At 47.1% G+C, this 19770-nt stretch carries 19 protein-coding genes; 3 read left to right on the top strand and 16 right to left on the bottom strand.

What is annotated here, in order from left to right; genetic code table 11:
* Positions 1-111: 111 nt before the first annotated feature.
* From MKY63_RS20015 to MKY63_RS19980, 8 genes are all read right to left on the bottom strand, one after another.
* Positions 112-930, bottom strand: coding sequence for a purine-nucleoside phosphorylase (locus MKY63_RS20015; protein ID WP_036676055.1), 819 nt, complete (start codon positions 928-930; stop codon positions 112-114).
* 49 nt (positions 931-979) lie between these two features.
* Entirely contained in the window at positions 980-2158 is a 1179-nt protein-coding gene (gene deoB / locus MKY63_RS20010; RefSeq protein ID WP_036676054.1) for a phosphopentomutase, read from the bottom strand.
* Positions 2159-2400: 242 nt separating this feature from the next.
* Complete coding sequence (xerD, locus tag MKY63_RS20005) at positions 2401-3294, bottom strand: site-specific tyrosine recombinase XerD (RefSeq protein WP_036676053.1); 894 nt, start codon at positions 3292-3294, stop codon at positions 2401-2403.
* 159 nt (positions 3295-3453) lie between these two features.
* Positions 3454-3687 carry a DUF4227 family protein gene (locus MKY63_RS20000; RefSeq protein WP_036676052.1) on the bottom strand — a complete coding sequence of 78 codons (234 nt, stop codon included), beginning with the start codon at positions 3685-3687 and terminating at the stop codon, positions 3454-3456.
* A gap of 162 nt (positions 3688-3849) precedes the next feature.
* Positions 3850-4314 (bottom strand): Fur family transcriptional regulator, encoded by a 465-nt coding sequence (locus MKY63_RS19995; protein WP_036676051.1) that lies wholly within the window; start codon positions 4312-4314, stop codon positions 3850-3852.
* A gap of 90 nt (positions 4315-4404) precedes the next feature.
* The gene (gene spoIIM / locus MKY63_RS19990; protein ID WP_036676050.1) at positions 4405-5055 is read right to left on the bottom strand and encodes a stage II sporulation protein M; all 651 of its coding nucleotides are present in this window, start codon (positions 5053-5055) and stop codon (positions 4405-4407) included.
* 82 nt (positions 5056-5137) lie between these two features.
* A complete protein-coding gene (locus MKY63_RS19985; protein ID WP_339809698.1) occupies positions 5138-6337 on the bottom strand; it encodes an endonuclease Q family protein in 1200 nt (399 codons plus the stop codon).
* Positions 6328-6900 carry an NUDIX hydrolase gene (locus tag MKY63_RS19980; protein WP_036676048.1) on the bottom strand — a complete coding sequence of 191 codons (573 nt, stop codon included), beginning with the start codon at positions 6898-6900 and terminating at the stop codon, positions 6328-6330. Before MKY63_RS19980 ends, MKY63_RS19985 begins: the two co-directional genes overlap by 10 nt.
* A gap of 77 nt (positions 6901-6977) precedes the next feature.
* On the opposite strand from MKY63_RS19980, the gene MKY63_RS19975 reads away from it, so the two are divergent.
* On the top strand, positions 6978-7151 hold the full coding sequence (locus MKY63_RS19975; RefSeq protein WP_155288161.1) for a hypothetical protein: 174 nt from the start codon (positions 6978-6980) through the stop codon (positions 7149-7151).
* A 1049-nt stretch (positions 7152-8200) separates the two neighbouring features.
* Here the strand turns inward: MKY63_RS19975 and MKY63_RS19970 are convergent.
* The gene (locus tag MKY63_RS19970) at positions 8201-9328 is read right to left on the bottom strand and encodes a tripeptidase T (RefSeq protein WP_036676047.1); all 1128 of its coding nucleotides are present in this window, start codon (positions 9326-9328) and stop codon (positions 8201-8203) included.
* A gap of 94 nt (positions 9329-9422) precedes the next feature.
* Between MKY63_RS19970 and prli42 the strand changes: the two genes are divergently transcribed.
* Positions 9423-9524, top strand: a complete 102-nt coding sequence (prli42, locus tag MKY63_RS19965; protein WP_094872112.1) for a stressosome-associated protein Prli42 — start codon at positions 9423-9425, stop codon at positions 9522-9524.
* Between the two features lie 70 nt (positions 9525-9594).
* Here prli42 and lipB read toward each other — a convergent pair whose 3' ends face one another.
* The 5 genes from lipB to lpdA all read right to left on the bottom strand — a co-directional run bounded on the left by lipB (position 9595) and on the right by lpdA (position 15468).
* Entirely contained in the window at positions 9595-10314 is a 720-nt protein-coding gene (gene lipB / locus MKY63_RS19960; RefSeq protein ID WP_036676046.1) for a lipoyl(octanoyl) transferase LipB, read from the bottom strand.
* Positions 10315-10368: 54 nt separating this feature from the next.
* Positions 10369-11739, bottom strand: a complete 1371-nt coding sequence (locus tag MKY63_RS19955) for a dihydrolipoamide acetyltransferase family protein (protein WP_076104402.1) — start codon at positions 11737-11739, stop codon at positions 10369-10371.
* Between the two features lie 144 nt (positions 11740-11883).
* Positions 11884-12870, bottom strand: a complete 987-nt coding sequence (locus MKY63_RS19950; RefSeq protein WP_036676034.1) for an alpha-ketoacid dehydrogenase subunit beta — start codon at positions 12868-12870, stop codon at positions 11884-11886.
* A gap of 3 nt (positions 12871-12873) precedes the next feature.
* On the bottom strand, positions 12874-13905 hold the full coding sequence (locus tag MKY63_RS19945; protein ID WP_036676031.1) for a thiamine pyrophosphate-dependent dehydrogenase E1 component subunit alpha: 1032 nt from the start codon (positions 13903-13905) through the stop codon (positions 12874-12876).
* Between the two features lie 141 nt (positions 13906-14046).
* Positions 14047-15468, bottom strand: coding sequence for a dihydrolipoyl dehydrogenase (gene lpdA / locus MKY63_RS19940; protein WP_038572484.1), 1422 nt, complete (start codon positions 15466-15468; stop codon positions 14047-14049).
* Positions 15469-15635: 167 nt separating this feature from the next.
* Between lpdA and MKY63_RS19935 the strand changes: the two genes are divergently transcribed.
* Entirely contained in the window at positions 15636-15941 is a 306-nt protein-coding gene (locus tag MKY63_RS19935) for a DUF2627 domain-containing protein (protein WP_036676028.1), read from the top strand.
* Positions 15942-16183: 242 nt separating this feature from the next.
* Here the strand turns inward: MKY63_RS19935 and MKY63_RS19930 are convergent, their stop codons facing one another.
* Both MKY63_RS19930 and MKY63_RS19925 read right to left on the bottom strand, forming a co-directional pair.
* Complete coding sequence (locus MKY63_RS19930) at positions 16184-18043, bottom strand: ABC transporter ATP-binding protein (RefSeq protein ID WP_339809693.1); 1860 nt, start codon at positions 18041-18043, stop codon at positions 16184-16186.
* Positions 18024-19757: an ABC transporter ATP-binding protein gene (locus tag MKY63_RS19925; protein WP_339809691.1), complete on the bottom strand. Its 1734-nt coding sequence runs from the start codon at positions 19755-19757 to the stop codon at positions 18024-18026. The genes MKY63_RS19930 and MKY63_RS19925 overlap by 20 nt, the downstream gene beginning before the upstream one ends.
* Positions 19758-19770 lie beyond the last annotated feature (13 nt).

Here is a 19770-nt window from a genome sequence, read left to right as displayed (position 1 = left end):
GGTCTAGTCAAATTAGTTACCTTCATTATCTGTTCAAACGTCAATGGCTCAAGTTCATTCACTTGTGTCATAGATTGGACCTCCCAAAAATTCAAAATGCAGTACCCGAAATTACATTTTCGGAATAAAGCCCAACACTAGCTTCAGGAAACGCTCACGCACACGGTCTGCAGTTTCCATAACCTCTTCATGGTTGAGAGGTTGATCCAGAATTCCCGCAGCCATGTTAGTAATACAGGAGATACCCAATACCTCGATACCTGCATGACGGGCAACAATGGTTTCCGACACAGTAGACATGCCCACAGCGTCAGCCCCTAGATGACGAAGCATTACGATTTCAGCAGGTGTTTCGTAGCAAGGTCCCAGCAGACCTGCATATACGCCTTCTTTGAATTCGAAATTCTGCTGCGCTGCCGTTTCCTTCGCTACCTTGATTAGGCGGCGACTATAAGCGGTTGACATATCCGGGAAGCGCACGCCCAGTGCAGGATCATTAGGTCCTATTAACGGGTTCCGCCCCGTCATATTAAGATGATCCGTAAGGAGCATAAGATCGCCCGGCGTGAAATCTGTGTTCACTCCACCAGCAGCATTAGTTACTAATAGGCTGGCTATACCAAGTTCTTTCATAACCCGAACAGGGAATGCCGTTACCTCCGGTCCATATCCTTCATACATATGAAAGCGGCCCTTCATCATCACGACACGGCGTCCTTCAATCATACCGATCAGCAGTTCTCCCTCATGCCCTTCTACAGTGGACACAGGGAAGTGAGGAATCTCATCATATGGAATGCTGATTCCATCGGTGATCAGGTCTGCCAGCACACCGAGTCCTGAACCAAGGATCAATCCAATTTCCGGAGCCACCGGACATTTGTCTTTTATATAAATGGCTGCTTCTTGAATTTCTTTTTGAGTTAACATGCTATGGATGATCCTCCTTAATGAATGTTGTGGCGCAACCCACATCCTTTTATTGCAGTTTCGCTAAAAAGCTTGTCCCATACTGCGGCGCCTTCGCACCGAAATTATCAGCAATGGTTGCGGCAACATCCGAGAAGGTCTCACGAATACCTAAGCTATCTGGATGCTTAAGGCGTGGGCTGTAAATAAGCAGTGGCACATATTCACGAGTATGATCTGTTCCGCTATGGATTGGATCATTCCCATGATCTGCTGAAATAATCAACAGGTCATCTTCACCAAGCGTGGATAGAATTTCAGGCAGCGCCTGATCGAATACTTCCAGTGCATGACCATATCCTTCCGGATCGCGACGGTGTCCATATAAAGAGTCAAAATCCACCAGATTCGTGAACAGCAAGCCATTGAACGGTTGGCGAAGTTGCTCAATGGTGACTTCGATACCATGTTCATTGCTCTTCGTAGGGTAAGAAGCTGTAACCCCTTCACCTGTGAAAATATCGTTGATCTTTCCTACCGCGATAACATCTTTTCCGATATCAGCCAGCGCGTTCATTACCGTTGGTTCCGGTGGTTTCACGGCATAATCATGGCGATTTGAGGTCCGTACGAACTTTCCTGGTTCGCCAACATATGGACGAGCAATAACACGCCCTACGGAGAATTCTGGAGCCATAGTTAGCTCACGGGCGATTTTACATGCGCTGTATAGCTCTTCCAGTGGAATGATATCTTCATGTGCCGCAAGCTGGAATACACTGTCCGCAGAGGTGTACACAATCCAAGCTCCGGTCTTCATCTGCTCTTCGCCATATTCAACTAGAATTTCCGTACCGGAAGCTGGTTTATTACCGATCACTTTCCGGCCAGTTGCTGCTTCGAATTTTTCAATCAATTCTGCCGGAAATCCATCCGGATACGTATTGAATGGAACCTCGATCTTCAGCCCCATCAGCTCCCAGTGCCCGGTCATCGTATCCTTACCGACAGATACTTCCTGCATCTTGCCATAATATCCTGTTGGTGAAGCTACAGGTTCAAGCGGCGGCAGCGGAGCAATATTAGCTAATCCTAACTGCTGTAGGTTAGGGAGTTTCAATCCGGGAACACGGTTCAAAATATGACCAAGCGTATGTGAACCCGCATCACCAAAATTCGCAGCATCTGGAGCTTCTCCGATACCTACACTATCCAGAACAATAAAACCAATTCGTTTAAATGAGGACATATTGTCTTCACTCCTTTTTTAATATAGATCGTTAGTTCATTCGTTTGCACCAACAAGAAGAAACGGCTGTACCTTCTCCCGGAAGTCAGATGCTTCCGTAGCTAGCGATACAATGTATCGCCTGTCAGGTATCCGTTTCTGCCAAAGGATAACCTGTGGAAAATTACCCATTCCCCAGTCTATCCTATAAGTATGATTCCATCATAACTATCTTACTCACAAAAAGCATCTTTGAAGCATGATCAGCGAGCTCTGGGATGATGGCTCTCATATACTTCCTTCATATTCTTACGGGCGATACCGTTATAAATCTGAGTCGTCGAAATATCAGCATGACCCAGCATTTGTTGTACGGAACGCAAATCCGCTCCACCTTCCAGTAAATGGGCGGCGAAGGAATGCCTAAGCGTATGCGGTGTAATATCCTGCTCAATGTTTGCTTCCCGTGCGTATTTTTTTATGATTTTCCAGAACCCCTGGCGGGTTAATCGCCCACCTAGGCTATTCAGGAACATGGCCGGCTCCTCCTGATGATCACGAAGCAGCTTGTCCCGCATAAGAGAAGTGTAAGCTGCTACACTCTCAGCAGCAATGGTTCCAATGGGAACCACTCGTTCCTTGCCCGAAGTCCCTGTACAGCGCGCAAACTTCATGTCCGTATGCACATCGTCTACGTTAAGAGAAATCAATTCAGAAACCTTTATCCCCGTTGCGTAGAGCAATTCCAGCATTGCCTTATCGCGCATCCCTTGTGCTGTACTCACATCTGGAGCAGCCAGCAGCCGCTCAACCTCCGAAACCGCAAGCACCATAGGCGGCTTCTTATCAGGCTTCATGGTTTCCATGTCCAGTGTTGGATCCTGCTCAATTAAACGTTCCTTCAACAAATAATGAAAAAAGGCCCGCAGGGACACCGCGTTTCTGTTGAGCGTTGCAGTGGCTCTTCCCGCTCCGCGTAAGGAGCCAAGATATAACATCACATGAGATCTTCGGATTTCTTCAGGCTGTTCAGCCCCCCGCTCTTCAGCAAACTCTAGAAACTGCGATACATCCCTACCGTAAGATTCCAGTGTATTCGGGGACAAGCCTTTATCTCCGGACAAATAATGTAAAAAAGGCTGCAAGTGTGACTTCATTATTTCACGCTCCTGTCCTGGCGCAGCTACTCTTAGTGTCTTCCTGCAGCACATTCAGCATGAGGCTTCAGCAGATGTGTACACAACTCTTACTCTGCATAAATCCACCCTAGCTTTCTTCGACATTCTTCTCGCTTGTTCCTGCTTCCTGCGGAGCTTTCATTCTCCGAACCAGTAATAGAAACGTAAGCGCTGCCTTGCATCCAGACCATCATCACCAACCTCGGCGTGATCAAATGCCCGAACAGCGGTGCCTTCAGGAATTCCATAGTTCTCTATCGGACTAAGCCATTCCCCTAGCCAGCTCATAGCATAGTAGAGTAAATAGCTTAGAGCCACAAACATGATCATAAAATACAGCTTGCGCACTGTTTTGGGCACAGAAACAATCATAAGGACGCCTCCTATTACATATAAATGAATTCTGCTCGTCCTTCATTTTATGCTCCAAAAAAGGCTGATATGTATAGCTCTAATAGACTAATCATTTAAAAAGCCCCCTCCGGTATAGGAACCGGGGAGGACTTGTGAAGTTAATTCTTAATATAAGATAACTTAGGATGGATTTCCGTCTGTATTGTTCTTATCAGTACAGCGGTAGCAAATCCCATGGAAATCAAGTCTATGATCAAGCACTGTGAAATTAAACTCTTTCTCCAGTCGCTCTTCCAGCGGACCGAGCCAATCCTCGCGAATCTCATCCATACTGCCGCATTGCACACAAATTAAGTGATGATGATGATGCTTCGCAGTATCTGTTCGCAAATCATACCGGGCTACACCGTCGCCGAAATTGATCTTTTCTACGACATGTAGCTCACTGAGAAGTTCGAGGGTACGATACACAGTCGCAAGACCGATCTCGGGAGCTTTCTCCTTCACGAGCATAAATACGTCTTCCGCGCTAAGATGATCTTCCTCATTCTCCAGCAGCACTCTTAAGGTCGCTTCCCGTTGGGGTGTAAGCTTGTATCCTTGGGATTGTAACTGTTGCTTAATCTTGTCTATCCGTGCTTCCACCTGTCTCCCTCCCCCTTGGATAATTACCGCACCGGTCTTCAAACCACTTCTTCCATTATAGGGGGTGTCGCTTTCAGAAGTCAAACGCTTTTACTGCACAGTCAAGGTCGTCACCGCTTGTACAAGTGAAGGCGTGACCCAACGCATCATGGTTGGTGTAACCCAGGTCTCAAAACATGAAATACCCAGGATCAAAAGCGCCATCACAAATGACAATATAGTGTACATGGTAAAAGGACGAGTCACTGGCGTCCGGCGTTGTCCCATCACCCGGCTGCGGATCATCTGCAAGGAAAAAGCTATCGCAGCTGCACTGCTAACCAGCAGCACAGGGATCAGCACCAGATTATGTGGAGCCACAGAAACTAACGCGAACAACATCCCATGCCAAGAATATTGACTGACCAAACAGCCAACCGTAAAACCGATCAGTACCCCTTTTAAAAAATCAAGAATCAAAATTCCCGGCAGCCCAATGACCGACAACCCAAGAATCCAGATCAGTCCGATCCATTTCAGATTCAAGGCTGCTATACTCCAGTACGAATCAGGTGCGGCTGGCAGACCTTGCTGATCAACCGTAACAAAGAAATTCCCCAGATAATCCCCCAGCTCCTGCTGCTGATCCATCGTAAGCGCACTAACGATAAGAGCTCCAAATACAACACCTACCAGAAATAATACGCCGACAAAAATATACAGAGGCGTCTGTTCCTTCATCATCAGCCGTAAATTACGCATTTGGGACGTTCCCCTTTCCGGTTACATGTTACACCATATGAGAAAACGTCCCGCGATATGACTTGTCCTTTAGGTAATGACTCTACTTTCTGGGCTGTACCACTTTACCGTACGTCCCGCCACCGCCTGCTGATAGCTCCAAAATGCCAGAGCGGGCCTGGACGATCATCGACGCCAGATCCGCACCTACAACGCTGGCAATTTCCGCTTCACCACAACCATGTAAAATGTTCATCTCAGTTCCAAATGCTTGCAGTAACGCGTTCATCTTCGCCTTCCCTAACCCCGGGATAAATTCAAGCGGAACCTGATAATGATAGGGTGGACGGTCAGCAGGCACTATCGGCGTCTTGCGGTCAGCAATATCTAGGATCCGGTCGAAGACACCTCTAACCAGCTTAAGACTGCCGCAATATTGGCAACGATCCGCGTTGACATAAGCCTCATCAATAATACTGCCGCAGCCCCCGCAATAGCTCCGGTGGTATTTGCCAAGCCGTGGATTAAGTCCGAAATTTGCACTTACCTTCCGTCCATCTTTACGTTCCAGTGCAAGCCGCAGTTCAGCGAACGAAGGCTGTGCCAGCTCCATCACATTATACTCACGCCCTAGCTTACCCAGTGAATGCGCATCTGAGTTGGTTAGAAACGTGTAATTATCAAGTTCAGAAAGATATCCAGCCATTTCGGAATCCGCACTCAGCCCGAGTTCAACCGCAGCTATGCGGTCCAGATCAAAGATGTCCGCCATACGCTCTGCAGCACAGCCGTACAAGCCCTTGTGAGGCGTGAAAATATGTGCAGGAATAAGAATGCCTCCCCGCCCGTAAATCTCATCCTGAAGCTCCCTAGCCGGAGCATACAGGCGCTGGGAACTTAGATTCACATTCCGCATATAGCGGCTCATCCACGCACTAAAGTCGGTCATGCGTTCCACGTCCGGCATGTAAGCGAGCACATGGCACTCTTTTCGCCCAGGCTCGCGGATTTCAATCTCTGTCCCCAGAATGATCGTAGTCCCTCGGTAAGCAATCCCTCCACCTTCAGCTAACGTCATCTCTCCAGATTCCAAAGAGCGCTGAATATCCCGCAGTACGCCAGGTGAATGACTGTCTATAATACCGATCATTTCTAGTCCCTTGCGCTCTGCAGCTTCTTTGGCAATGCCCGCAAAGGTAAGCTCGCGGCTGCCGCTAATTTTGACAGCCTGACCTTCCGACGTTCGTCCAATATGAACATGCAAATCGCAATAGAAACTCTTCAGTCCAGTTGTTAATTCCATTGGCCTGTCAGCGTGTATAGATGCCAAGCGTATACTGCCATCATCGTTTTTGCATCCGCGATGCGCCCGTCAGCCATATATTGATACGCTTCCTCCAAGGTAAGCTCCGAAACCTCTAGGAATTCGTCCTCGTCCAGTGACATATCCCCTGGTTGAGCGTTAGTAGTCACATACAAATGAATAATCTCATCGGCGAAGCCGGGAGAAGTATAGAAGGATTTAAGCAATTTCAGATCTCCACTGTGAAATCCAGTCTCTTCCTGAAGTTCACGACCAGCCGCAACTAATGGATCTTCACCTTTATCCAGCTTCCCAGCCGGAATTTCTACCTCAGTGCGTTGCATGGGCTGACGGTATTGCTCTACAACAAGCATTTTGTTGTTGTTTAAAGCAAGCACCGCTACGGCGCCAGGATGCTTCACAACTTCACGTGTCGCAGTATTTCCATCAGGCAGTCTCACTGTGTCCACCTGCAAAGATATAATCTTCCCATCAAAAACAGGCTGTGTAGACAATGTCACTTCATCAAGCTCGGGTTTGCTGTGCAAATGTTGTTCTCCCATAAAGTTTCTGGTCTCCTTTTTCTCTATTGTGCATACGGTGTATTATAGCAAACTTAAAGGGAAAGAAGGAATTTCAGATGAACGAAATCTTCAGCCGTACAAGCTCATCCGCAGTTATGATGGTAGGTAAGCCGGAGGAAATAAAGGCCATCTTGGCTGGATGGATCCAGCAGTATGGGCGCGATATGCCCCTGGCATACATTCTTTCCCTGCACGATCAATCTACAATCCTTCCGTCCAAGGCAGGATGAATTCATCCTCTCCTTTGGGACTTAGCCATACATGTTCACACAACTATAGGGGTGTCTCAAAAGCCATGAAATGGCTGCTGGGGCACCCCAGTCTTTTTGCGTTGCCCCCGATTATGGGGGATTGTGCTTAGGATGCTGGTAATGGGCACAGGTTGTTTGATTAAGCGACTATGCGCTTACGATGCTGATATCAGACACAACTTGTTGATCGCTCACGATGCTGATATCTAGCACAAGTTGTTTGATTAGGTCGCTATTGCGCCTACCTTTGTACGCTGTCGGACTCAGCTGCACTTAAACACACCTTTTCCCCACTTATGCTATGCTATCGGACCCCAGTGACGCTATCGGCACGAAAAACACACTATATGCTCCTCTTCCTAAGGAATAGCTGCGCTGGTGTCCGAAACTCTGCTCAAATGGCGATAAATTTGCTTTTAGCGTCATCTGAGTCCTTTAGCCTCAAGAGAGGGGGCGGACTTGACGCTATCTGTTGTGTCTCGGTGCTATCGAATGTGACTCGTTGCTGTGTGATGTGTCTCGGCACTATGTGATGTGACTCGCGCTGTCGGATGTGTCTCGCACTATCGGATGTGACTCGTGCTATCGGACTCAGTTGACCTTAAACACACCTTTCTCGTACTTTTGCGATGCTATCGGACCCCAGTGCAGCTATCAGCACAAAAAACACACTATATACTCCTCTTTATAAGGATTAGCTGCGCTGGTGTCCGAAACTCTGCTCAAATGGCGATAATATTGCTTATAGCGTCATCTGGGTCCTTTAGCCTCAAGAGAGGGGGCGGACTTGGCACTATCGCTCTCTGTACATCGATATGCCTATGGACCCCAGTGTAGTTACTGGCATGAAGACTTCATCGGAGCATTCCGAAAATTTCTACTTCGAGACTCGCCAAAAGCGGCGTTAGAGGTCGCATGACTTTTTTTGGATTTACCTTGATATTGCTACACTATACTCCCCATAAAAAAATGCAGAGCAGCAATCCTCCGTTACGGTAGGATCGCTGCTCTGCTGTTTTATAAGGCGATTAGCCCTTTGCGCTCTCTTTTACAATATTCACAACGAGTTCAGCCACTTTAACGATATCTTCGGCTTTAATCCGTTCCTTGGTAGTATGGATATGTTCATAACCCACTGCAAGGTTAACAGTCGGAACATCTAGACCGTTGAATACATTAGCGTCACTACCTCCGCCAGAGTGGAACAGACGTGGAGTAAGCCCCATAGAAGTAATGGCCCGCTGTGCAAGCTGCACTACTGCATCATGCTCATTAAAGCTAAAAGCAGGGTAGATGATTTCACTGCGGAATTCGCATTCTGCGCCGTATTCCCGCACAGTTGTCTCGAGCGCTTCGCGCATCGAAGCGATTTGATCGCCAACCTTCTCCTGCACAATACTGCGTGCTTCTGCATCCAACTGAACGTGATCACACACTACATTCGTTGGGCCGCCGCCAGCGAACTTTCCAATATTCGCTGTGGTTTCATTATCAATACGACCCAGCTTCATGGCTGCAATCGCTTTGCTAGCGACTTGAATTGCGCTGATGCCGTCCTCAGGGTTCACGCCAGCATGAGCCGATTTCCCAAAGATTTGCATCGTGATTTTAGCCTGTGTCGGTGCTGCCACCGCAATCGCTCCAACTTCACCATTGGAATCAAGTGCAAAGCCGAAGTCAGCATCCAAGTTACTTGGATCCATCGAACGTGCGCCCAGCAATCCAGATTCTTCACCCGCTGTAATCACGAATTGAATCTGGCCATGCGGAAGCTTTTGCTCTTGGATAACACGAATGGCTTCGAACAACGCAGCAAGCCCTGCTTTGTCATCAGCTCCAAGAATTGTAGTGCCATCACTTGTAATCCATCCATCTGAACCAAGTGTAGGCTTGATATTTTGTCCGGGAACAACCGTATCCATATGGCAAGTGAACAGAAGCTTTGGAGCAGCTCCTCCATTCTCAGCTGGCCAGGTAATGAATAGATTGCCTGCTCCATGTCCGGTTCTTTCTTGGGAATCGTCTTCGAGCACTTCTAAACCCAGTGCGTTAAACTTACTCTTAAGGACATCGGCGATCTGCCGTTCATTTCTTGTTTCACTATCAACTTGGACAAGTTCCATAAACTCCTGAATCAATCGGTCTTGTGAAATCACTGGACTTCCCTCTCTTTCGTGAATACGGTACAATGGTTGTACGGCATTACCATCTTCATGTTAATAACTTAAACTAAATCTAAAGGAGTTACCCATGCAACGTAATAAATGGTTCAAGATCTTCATCTACGTCATGTTGTTTGCCATGATTGCCTCTACGCTATTTATGGTTATCGAGCCGTTCCTTGCAGGTTAAACATTGCTCAGGAAGCATTAATAATAGCGGCTAGGAACACCTTGCCGCTATTTGGCCTGCACGTTTGTTCTTAATCAGCCTTTGCCATATCACAGAAAGTATCCATCAGCTCTTCATATGGAAAATGTTTCAAGAAATATGGGACCAGCTCTCTAGCCACCTCTTGAAGCTCAAATCGACGACCTGCACATTCCTCTAGAGAAGTTATTCCAAAATCGGTGATCCCGCATGGAATAATCCCTTGAAACCCGCGCGCCGCAATCCCCTCAGAAATGTTAAAAGCAAAACCATGACTGGTAATAAAACCTCTTCGAAATTTACTCTTATTAAACTTCACACCAATAGCACAGATCTTCTCATCGCCAACCCATACTCCGGTATACTCCGGTTTACGATCTCCGACAATTCCGTAGGATGCCAAATAATCAATAATAACAGCCTCCAGACTGCGCAAGTACCCATGCAAATCCACTTTGCCATCCTCTCCGAGCTTAAGGATCGGATAACCTACAAGCTGACCTGGTCCGTGATATGTAATATCTCCTCCGCGATCGATTTCAAACAGCGCGATTCCTTTTTCTTCGAGCTGCTCTTGATCCAAGAGAAGATGTTCAGGATGATTTTGTGAACCGATAGTATAGGTAGGCGGATGCTGCAAAAGAATAAGTCGCTCCGGCTGCTCGCCAGAATCAATGGCATGCACACTTTCTTTTTGCAGCTCCCAGGCCGTCCCATACTCCATAATGGGGTCATATGAAATCTGCAGCTTACGAAAATCCGTATTTTTCATACCGTCAGGTCCCCTTTTCCAGTCTCCTGCCTGCACAGTTTGGCTAGTTATTCATTAATAGAGCTTAGTGTCCGGTGTATATCCTTCTATATTATCCTTGACGCGTTGCAAGAAACGGCCACAAATGACTCCGTCCAGAATCCGGTGATCCAGGGACAGACAAATATTAGCCATTGAGCGAACAGCAATCATATCATTGATGACCACAGGCTTTTTCACAATCGATTCAAAGGTCAGAATCGCTGCTTGTGGATAGTTAATGATTGGATAAGAAAGAATGGAGCCAAACGAGCCTGTATTATTTACAGTGAAAGTCCCTCCCTGCAAATCTTCCAGACTAAGTTTGCCTTCGCGTGTTTTTTGTGCCAATTCATCAATCTCACGAGCCAACCCAGCGACATTTTTCTGATCAGCCTTCTTAATCACAGGAGTGATAACCGAATCTTCTGTACCTACCGCTAACGAGATATTGATATCACGTTTGACAATAATTTTGTCTACAGCCCAGACAGAGTTCATAATCGGGTAATCCTTAATCGCACTCACAACAGCCTTCATCATGAAAGCCAGATAGGTTAGATTGATGCCTTCCTTGCGCTTGAATTCTTCCTTATGTTTATTGCGCAGCGCTACCAGATTAGTCACGTCCACCTCAATCATCGTCCAAGCATGTGGAATCTCCGAGACACTCTGGCGCATTCTTGTAGCAATTGTGTTTCGGATTGGTGTTACATCAATCAGATATTCCGAACTGCTTCCTCGTCCACCCTCAACCTCTATCGTTGGAATACGCGGAGATTCGCTCAAATGTAGCCCGGAATGGCGAAGAGGCTCTTCCGCTTTCTTCACTTCGGTTTGAACAAACTGTGGAGCTGGTGGTTGTGATACAGACGGGGCAGGCTGACTAGCAGGAGTTGAAGCTGCGGATGTAGCTCCACCTTTTTCTAAGAAGGTTAGCACATCTTTACGGGTAATTCTGCCACCCATACCTGTACCAGTAACCAACGATAGATCAATGTTATGCTCAGCAGCCAGTGTCTGTACTGCAGGAGAATAACGAGCACGCATCGAATCGCCAGCATTTGCAGTGGACTTCTGCCCTGCAACATCATTAGAAGCATTCGATGCAATTGTCGTCTGATTCGTACTTGGAGCAGCAGCAGAGGCAGCCACAGGAACTGCAATACGGCAAATCACTTCGCCGACATTAACAACCTGACCTTCTTCCGCCAAAAGCTCACCCATAACTCCATCTACAGTCGAAGGCAATTCCGCATTTACTTTATCAGTAATAAGCTCACATAGTGGTTCATATTGCTCTACCGGTTCACCCGGTTTCTTCAGCCATTTGCCGATCGTCGCCGATACCAGCGATTCTGCCAGCTGCGGCATGATCACGTCAGTCAACTTTTGGTTGTCAGACATCTTTTCACTCCTTAAAAGTTTTACGAAGCAATGACTCTTAGAAAGACTACGCAGTAAAACTTGCTTCGTAAGCATATTCTTAAAGTTTACGAAGCTTCGTAAGCATCACTTGAGTTTTAGGAAGCTTCGCATCTACTTAACAAATTAATATTGTGCTAGCCGGAGCATTTCCGCCTTCACTTTTTCTTTACTTAGCATGAAAAACTTCTCCATTGGCGGGCTGATTGGCATCGCCGGAACATCGGGACCACAGAGACGGAAGATCGGTGCATCCAGCTCGAACAGACAATGCTCAGCGATAATGGCCGCCACTTCGCCGCCAATTCCGCCTGTTTTATTATCTTCATGCACAATCAATACCTTACCGGTCTGACGGGCAGCAGCAATAATCGCATCACGATCCAGCGGTTGCAAGGTACGCAGATCAAGAATATGTGCTGTAATTCCTTCCTCGCGTTCCAATTCTTCCGCAGCCTGCATAGCAAAATGCAGCGGAAGACTGTAGCCAATCACCGTAATATCCGTTCCCTCACGCAACAGATTAGCTTCGCCAATTGGAACGGTGTAATCCCCTTCCGGCACTTCTTCCTTGATCAGCTTGTAACACTTTTTGTTCTCAAAGAAAAGAACCGGATCAGGATCACGTACGGCTGCCTTCAACAAACCTTTAGCATCATAAGCGGAGTAAGGCGCTACAATCTTCAATCCAGGTGTACCAAAGAAAATCGATTCTGGACACTGTGAATGATACAAACCGCCGAACACCCCGCCGCCAATAGGGGCACGAATGACAACCGGGCAACTCCAATCGTTATTTGAACGATAACGGATTTTAGCCGCTTCACTAATGATTTGATTCGTCGCTGGAAGCATAAAGTCGGAGTATTGCATTTCAGCAATTGGTTTCATTCCGTACATAGCTGCTCCGATGGCTACACCAGCAATCGCTGATTCAGCGAGGGGTGTATCCATAACCCGCTCTTCGCCAAACTGTTCCTGTAGACCTTTAGTTGTGGTAAATACGCCGCCTTTGAGACCAACGTCCTCACCAAGCACGAACACGGAATCATCGCGCTCCATTTCTTCCTTCATCGCGAGCCTGATGGCATCGATATATTCCATTATAGCCATGGTTTATGCCCCTCCTTTGAGGTCGGAATCACTGTATACATGCAGCAGTGTGTCTTCCGGTTTCGGGAACGGAGCATTATCGGCATACTCGATAGCCGCTTTAAGCTCAAGATTGCATTCAGCAGCAAGATCTTGTTCTTGCTCGTCACTCCACAATCCCAGACCGATCAAGTAATTACGGAATCCTGCTACGCCGTCCTTCTTCCAGTTCTCATCAACCTCTTCTTTGGTCCGGTAAGCCAGATCATTATCTGAGGTGGAGTGTGGAGACAAACGGTACATCATCGCTTCAATCAGCGTAGGACCTTCACCCGCGAGGGCTCTTTCCCGCGCTTCCTTAACGACACGATAAACCTCAAGCGGATCGTTTCCGTCTACACGCACACCAGGAAATCCATAACCCAGCGCACGGTCGCTAACCTTGCCGCCTAACTGTTTATGAACAGGAACAGAGATTGCGTACTGATTGTTCTGGCACATGATAATAACCGGCAGCTTATTCACTCCGGCAAAGTTACAAGCTTCATGAAAATCCCCCTGATTGCTGGAACCTTCACCGAAGGTTACAAAGGAGACGAATTTCTTCTTCTGCATTTTGGCCGCCAGAGCAAAGCCAACCGCATGAGGGACCTGCGTGGTTACAGGGCTTGACCCTGTCACAATACGCAGACGTTTACTGCCAAAGTGACCCGGCATTTGCCGCCCACCACTGTTTGGATCTTCTGCCTTAGCGAATACGGACAACATAAGTTCGCGGGTAGTCATACCCACTGAGAGCACGAAAGCATAATCGCGGTAATACGGTAAAAAATAATCATTTTGCCGGTCCAGCGCGAACGCCGCCGCCACCTGACCCGCCTCCTGGCCTATGCCGGAGACATGAAAGTTGATCTTGCCAGCGCGCTGAAGCAGCAGACTGCGCTCATCGTATTTACGAGCGAGCGACATATATCTGTACATATCGATGACCTGGCCGTCACTAAGTCCAAGCTGCTTATGTCTGTTAATCGTTTCTACAGTACCTTGGGATTCCATAAAGAGATACCTCCTTATTCATAAAGCCTGAAGTCTTACAGGAATTAAGACCAATTGTGCCCTGATCTTAAAACCTGGTACTAAGACTTGACTTGAGTATATTATAATCCCTTTCTACCCAAAAAGAAAAGCTAAGAAAAACTAAAATCCAATAGATCTTCCATCCACAGCTAACATTGCTTCTCCGATAATCTCCGAAAGGGTAGGGTGAGCATGTATAGCTTCACCAATCTCCCAAGGTGTTGCATCCAGAAGCTGTGCCAAGGCCGCTTCTCCAATTAGATCCGTCACATGAGGACCAATCATCTGCACACCAAGAATATCTCCACTGCTACGATCGGCAACAACTTTGACAAATCCGTCCTTCTGGCCATATACAATTGCCTTGCCAATGGCCGAAAATGGGAACTTGCCAATCACTACATCATGTCCAAGCTCTTTAGCTTCCTTCACGGTGTAGCCCACACTTGCTACCTCAGGCCGAGTATAGACACAACGTGGTACTAAATGTGTATGGTAAGGATGTAGCTTCTCACCAGATAGATGGTTAACCGCCATAATCCCTTCATGACTGGCTGCATGAGCCAATTGAAGCCCGCCGATGCAGTCACCAATCGCATAAATATGCGGTTCTGCCGTCTGCATACTAGCGTTTACAGCAATAATCCCTTTGTCAAAGCGAATATCTGTGTTTTCAAGACCAATATTCTCGATGTTGGCCACTCTGCCTACGGATACAAGCAATTTTTCTGCGGATAGGCTTTGACTTTGCTCTCCCTTACGGGCTTCGATCGAAATTCCATCCTCCGTTACCTGGCAGGTTGCAGCATCCACTGTAGTTTCAGTCAGTACCTTAACACCACGCTTTTTCAACAACCGTTGCAGTTCCTTAGCTATCTCTTCATCCTCTTGAGGCAGTAACTGACCTGCCGCTTCAACCACAGTCACCTGCACTCCAAAATCAGCCAGCATTGAAGCCCATTCGACACCAATTACACCGCCGCCCACAATAATGATAGAAGATGGCAGCTCTTCGAGCGTGAGCGCTTCATCACTGCTAAGAATCACTTTCCCGTCTGGTTCGAGACCAGGCAATACTCGTGGGCGTGAGCCCGTAGCGATAATAAGATGGCTGGAAACTACTGTTTCCATCTCCCCATCTTCCAGTTCCACAGCTACAGCACCGCTGCGCGGAGAAAAAATAGAAGGACCCGTTACGCGCCCTTTACCTTTGACAACTTGTATTTTATTTTTGCGCATCAAATATTGTACGCCTTGATGAAGTTGCTCAACTACAGCTTCTTTGCGTTTCTGTACCTTTGGGAATACCAGCTGTACACCGCTTGTCTCAATGCCATAGCTCTCACTCTCATTGATTTCAGCATATACCTCTGCACTACGGAGCAGTGATTTACTAGGAATGCAGCCCCGATGCAGACAGGTTCCTCCCAGTTTGTCCATTTCGATGACGACAACGGACTTTCCAAGCTGTGCAGCGCGAATAGCCGCCACATACCCTCCAGTACCTCCGCCAAGTATGGCCACGTCACATGAAATTGTCATGATATGTATCCTCCAGTCATTACACGTAAGTTCATTTTACTTAGTATATTGTACTCTCTTTTTGCTCTATTACAAAACTTATAAACGTCATATGCAAATGGACTTTTTCTTGCTAAAGCGTTATCATATGGGTGAATCTAAAGGGCTAAGAGGGGTAGGAGACACTTATGAAACTGTTAATTTCACGCTTCATTGCCATCCTTATTCTTGTGTTTCCGGGCTTAATAGCAATGAAGGGCTTCCTTATGATGAAGGATGATATTTTTGATTACATATCCATGCATGGTGATGATACCGTTGTGCCCCACTTTGCTTGGCTGCATTTCGGTGGTGGATTGCTGCTCTTCGCAGCTGGCATGACTTTCCTTGGTGGCTGGATTCTGGCTAGGGACCGTAAGAAGAATTACGTAGGTCCAAGGTTCAAGGAGAAGCAAAAGGTGAAACAAGCCGGAACGCAGGAAACGATCTCTTAAGATGCTATGTTAAACTTAGAATCAGCTTTTTCATCTCATCATTTGTTCATCTGATCATATGAATCTCGAATCGCACACAATCAAGCCTTATTACCCTGCTGATTGTAATTTGTACAATAGATTTCCCCACATTCAAACCCTCCCAGCTCACCCGATCTGGTGCTCGTTATCTATCACAAATAACATAAAGGCGAGAACTTCATGGACGCAATCTGCGCTCCCTGAAAATTCTCGCCTTTTTCTTAAATACCCGCCTTATCAAGCGCCTCTTTCCGCCGCCCCTGTACCAACTCACTGTACAGTCCGCTTTGCTTCAGCAGCTCTTCATGAGAGCCTTGCTGCAATAATCTGCCGCCCTGAAGCACAAGAATTCGATCAGCCGCACGAATCGTGCCAAGTCTATGAGCGATGACGAAGCTCGTTCGCCCTTTCATCAGCGCCTGCAGCCCTTCCTGAATCTTGATCTCGGTCACTGTATCAATACTGCTGGTTGCTTCATCAAGCACAAGCATAGAGGGGTTAGCAAGAATCGCTCTCGCAATGGAGAGCAGCTGCTTCTGCCCTTGGCTTATACCGCTGCCATCCGCCGAGAGCATCCGTTCATAACCTTCGGGCATTCGCATAATAAAAGAATGGGCATTGGCCAGTTTAGCCGCCTCTTCAACCTCTTCATCGGACGCATCCAGCCTCCCGTACCGGATGTTATCGCGGATACTCCCTTTGAACAAAAAGGAATCCTGCAATACAAAGGCCATATGACTTCTCAAGCTTTCCCGCCGAATCGAAGTGATATCTAAGCCATCCAGCGTGATTTTCCCCTGATTAGGATCATAAAAACGGGATAACAGCCCTATTAGCGTTGTTTTGCCTGCACCGGTAGGTCCAACTAAAGCGATCATCTCACCAGGCTTCGCTTCAAAGCTGATATCCTGCAGCGTGTTAGAACCTCCATCATAAGAAAAAGCTACATTTTCAAACTTCACCGCACCCTGTACAGTTTCAAGTGATATGGCTGCACCTTCATCTTTAGCCTCGGTCTCTTCGTCCAGCACTTCAAACACCCGTTCTGCCCCTGCCACCGCTGAAAGCAAGGTATTCCACTGATTCGCTAAATCATTAAGCGGACGAGTAAACTGGCGGGTATATTCAACGAATACGATGATCACACCCACTGTAATCGACCCACGGATCGCAAGCAGACCACCAATTCCTGCAACAATGGCGAAGCTGAGATTATTAAGACCATTCATAAGCTTGGGGATGAAACCAGAAATGGACTGCGCCCAGTAACCTGACAGCATAATTCGCTTGTTGCGTTCATGAAAACCGGAGATGACCCGTTCCTCTTGTGAAAAAGCCTTGATAATCCGTTGTCCGGATAAGGTCTCCTCAATATAACCGTTAAGCTCCCCTACATTGCGCTGACGTTCTTTAAATAGTGGACCTGTACGGCGTGTAATCCAGCGCATGCCTAACAACATCAAAGGCACGACGAGGAATGTGAGCAGCGTCAACAAGGGACTAAGCCACAGCATAACCCCTACGGTTCCCAGCAAGGTTAAGACACTTGAAAATATCTGAATAGCCGAGCTATTCAACGTAGAGCTGACGTTCTCGATATCATTGGTAAGACGGCTCATAATTTCTCCCTGCTGTCTCCGATTAAAAAAGGAAATGGGCAGACGGTGTAAATGGGAGAATAGCTCCGTACGCATCCGTAATACAGTTTCTTGAGCAATTTCGATCATCCATATGTTTTGCAGCCAAGAAGTCAGAGAATAAAAAATGTACACACAAGCAAGGCTTGTCAGAAAAACAACCCATGAGCGCCCGCCGGTACCTTCCAGATAATTATCCACCGCTCTGCCAATCATGTATGGCCCCATCAGCGCTAGCGCTGAGCTGAAGACAACCATGATCAGTACAAGAATAAGCTTGGCTTTACGCTCAGCTAGATAACTCCAGATCCGGATCAGCGTCCCTGACCAATCCTTCGCCTTTGCTTTGGGTTTGCCGCCAGATGCTGTCCCTAGACTTCGTCCCACGCCAAGTTCAAAGTTCGGTTTAGGATGACGAAAAGGTTCAATTAATGCTTTGAACATGCTGCTTCGCCTCCTCTACCTGTGATTCATAAATCTTGCGGTACAGCTCGGAGCTTGCCATAAGCTCCTTATGCGAGCCTTTGCCAATTAATCGTCCCTCATCCAGCAACAGGATCAAATCGGCTGATGCCGTTGAACTGATTTTCTGAGTAATCAAAAAGGTTGTACAGGAGATATCCTTTAGCGCCTCCAGCAAAAGCCCTTCCGTAACCGCATCAAGTGCACTGGTGCTGTCATCAAGGATCAACATAGCCGGTTTCCTAACAAGTGCGCGGGCAATCGTTAACCGCTGCTTTTGTCCGCCGGAGAGATTAACCCCTCGTTGACCAAGCATCGTGTCATAGCCATCCGGCAACCCTTTTACCGTCTCGTGAATTTGTGCAGCCGCCGCTGCTTGTTGGATTTGTTCCAGTGTGGCGTGTTCATTGCCCCATGCAATATTATTGCGGATTGATCCGCTGAAAAGCTGCAATTCCTGAGGCACATAACCTATCGATCTCCGCAGTCTGAAAATATCAATATCAGCACTTTTTTCACCGTCAATCCAAATGGTGCCGTCAGTCTCTTCATACAAGCGCGGAATCAGACTCACGAGTGAGGATTTTCCAGATCCGGTCGCCCCCATAATCGCTACTCGCTCACCAGCAGCTACTTCAAAATGAATGTCCTCCAGGACAGAGATATCACTATTAGGATACTTAAAGCAAACGCCTTCAAATTTAACGTGGCCCTGAATCGGTTCGCCTTGCAAAGTCCCGCCTTCATGAACTCCAGCTCCCGCTTCCATAACTTCTGAAACACGCTGAGAGGAGGCCCGAGCGCGGGAAAACGTTACAACAAGACCAGATATCGCTGATAGTGCTCCAATCGTTCGCAAGGAGTAATTAATAACAGCAACAGTCTGACCCAAAGTAGCATCCCCATTGGAAATGGCTATCCGTCCAAACCATAAAATCGCCAAAATCGCCGCATTCACAATAAGCATAACAAAAGGCATCGTCGTCTCAGTCAAACGCAAGGCAGACACCGTTGATCTCATCAAATTCCCGCTAAATACCGTGAAACGTTCAATCTCATACCCCATACGCACAAATACGCGGATCAAGCGAATACCCGTAAGATTCTCCTGAATCACGCCATTAACTCCGTCTAAACGCTGCTGGACCGTACGAAATAACAAGGAAGCTTTTCTCATAATCCAGTAGAGGAAAAAAATCAACAAAGGTAACGCCACCGTCAGCAGTAATCCCAGCTTCACATGAACAACTAACGCCATAATCACACTGCCTACCACAACAAGTGGCACCCGTGTCATAAAGCGCAAGCTCATAAAAATAGTATCCTGCAGCTGTGATACATCACCAGTCAGACGGGTAATCAGTGACGAGGTAGCAAAACGATTGAATACTTCATACGTAAAAGACTGTACCTTTTCGTACAATTTGTCCCTAAGATCGAACGCAAAGCTCTGACTTGCATGGGCAGCAAAAAAAGAACTGAGTACCCCGGCTGTAAACGCAACTACCGCGCTGCCGATCAATATACTGCCCCACAGCCATACTACAGAGGTATCTTTTTCTCGGATCCCCAAGTCAATGATTTTGGAAATGATCAAAGGCTGTGATAATTCTACCGTCAATTCAATGAGCATCATTACAAGGGCAGCTATTGCAGCTACCTTATATTTTTTGAGATAAGAGAAAATCAAAGCCATTCGCATACCCTCT

This window comes from Paenibacillus sp. FSL R7-0189 (assembly GCF_037969925.1).
Lineage (GTDB): Bacteria > Bacillota > Bacilli > Paenibacillales > Paenibacillaceae > Paenibacillus_AQ > Paenibacillus_AQ odorifer.
This window is presented reverse-complemented; position numbering and strand designations above follow the sequence as displayed.